The following is a 1729-nucleotide window of genomic DNA, read 5'->3' on the forward strand; positions in this document are numbered from 1 at the left end:
CTAGTGCAGCGCCTCAGTAGTTCCTTTCCGGCGCCTGGTCACGGTGAGTGATGTCAAGCGGCGGCCGGTAGGGCGTTAGTGGCGGGTTCCGGCTGCGGGGCGGGGTGGCGGTCGAGGTAGCGGGAGTGCTCGGCCTCGGCGTCGTAGCGCCACCGGTAGGGCTCGGCGGTCGCGTTGTGCGTGAGGGTGAAGTCGATGATCTGTGCTTCGAGGTCCTCGCGGGTCGCGAAGTCGCCGCGGCGTAGCAGCCGGCGGGTCAGCGTCCCGAACCACTGCTCCACCATGTTCAACCAGCTCGCGTGCTTCGGCGTGTAGGTCACCGTGAACCGGGGGTGCGCGGCGAACCAGGCCCGGGTCGCGGCCGAGGTGTGACTGGACCCGTTGTCGAGGATCAGGTGGATCCGCAGGTCGGGGGCGGTGCACTGGTCGAGCGTGACCAGGAAGTCGAGAAACGTCCGCGAGTTGTTCCGCTGGATCCGCTGGGCGATCACCTGCCCGGTGAACACGTCCATCGCCGCGACGACCGAGACGGTGCCGTGGCGGACGTACTCGAACTCGCGGCGGGCGTCGCGGCCCGCCCGGGCGCGGAACTCGGGATGCTTGCGGCTTCTGGCCTGGATCCCGGTCTTCTCGTCGACCGAGAGCAGGAGCGTGCCGTCGGCGGGTCCGTCGAGGTAGAGCCGGCAGACCTCGCCGGCCTGTCGCCAAAAGTCGCGGGTGTCGGCACGGCCCAGCCAGCCGCGGACCCGGTGCGGGCGGACCTCGGCCTCGGCGAGAACCCGCCCGACGGTCGCCGGCGAGATCGACAGGCCGCGGCCGGCGAGGTGGCCGGCCAGCGTGCGCTGCGTCCAGACGCTCGCCCCGGACGGCGGGAGCGAGGTCGCGGTCGCGACGACCGCGAGCCGCGCCGACGGGCCGTGGATCGGCGGCCGGCCCGGGCGTGGCCGGTCGAACAGGCCCGGGATACCGCGCGCGGCGAACCGCACCGGCCACACCCGGGCCGTGGGCACCGAACAGCCCACCACCCGCGCGATCTCGCCGGGGCCCGCCCCGGCCCCGGCGAGCAGCACGATCCGCGCCCGCCGCACGAGGCGCTGCTCGCTGCTGCCCGCCGCGACGACCTGGTTGAGTTTCCGGCGTCGTTTGACGGTCAACGCCTCGGCGACCGTCCGCCAGCCACGGCCCATGAACCTGTCAGCACTCCTGAAGCCCCAGGTCACGGGCACGTACATCGGCCACCGGGGGCAGACGGTGAACCACGGGCCGTGCCCGGCGCCCCGATACCCGGCGCGGGCGGACAGCGTGATCCCACCACAGGTCACCGGGCGGTCAGACTGGCAGGCGTGCCAGTACCGACCAAGCGCCTCAAGGACCTCGTCGAGGGGACCGTGGACCACCGCGCCTCGCAGACCCACCCGGTCCTGCAGGAGATCACGATCCGGTGGCGCGGCGGGTTCGGCTACCTGAGCGCCTGGGCCGGCGAGGGCGACGACAACGACGAGGAGATCCGGCTCTGCCGGATCGAGTACCTCGGCGGCGAGGCCTGGGCGTTCGCCCTCTACGCCCCGGCCACCGAGGGCTACACCCCAGCCGCCCTGGTCACCGGCAGCCGGATCGGATCGCCCACCGAGGCGTACGACACCGCCGCCATCATCCACCTAACCGACTACCAGAAGTAACGATCAATCGGTATGCCTCGCGGCAAGGAACTACTGAGGCGCTGCACTAG

At 72.0% G+C, this 1729-nt stretch carries 2 protein-coding genes; one reads left to right on the forward strand and one right to left on the reverse strand.

All coding sequences use genetic code 11. From position 1 onward, the window contains the following. Positions 1-53 precede the first annotated feature (53 nt). The gene (locus MXD61_RS05570) at positions 54-1220 is read right to left on the reverse strand and encodes an IS630 family transposase (protein WP_248811772.1); all 1167 of its coding nucleotides are present in this window, start codon (positions 1218-1220) and stop codon (positions 54-56) included. A gap of 123 nt (positions 1221-1343) precedes the next feature. Here MXD61_RS05570 and MXD61_RS05575 point away from each other — a divergent pair, with 123 nt between their 5' ends. Further along, complete coding sequence (locus MXD61_RS05575; RefSeq protein ID WP_248811773.1) at positions 1344-1679, forward strand: hypothetical protein; 336 nt, start codon at positions 1344-1346, stop codon at positions 1677-1679. Positions 1680-1729 lie beyond the last annotated feature (50 nt).

The sequence above is a fragment of the Frankia sp. AgPm24 genome (assembly GCF_023243055.1).
Lineage (GTDB): Bacteria > Actinomycetota > Actinomycetes > Frankiales > Frankiaceae > Frankia > Frankia umida.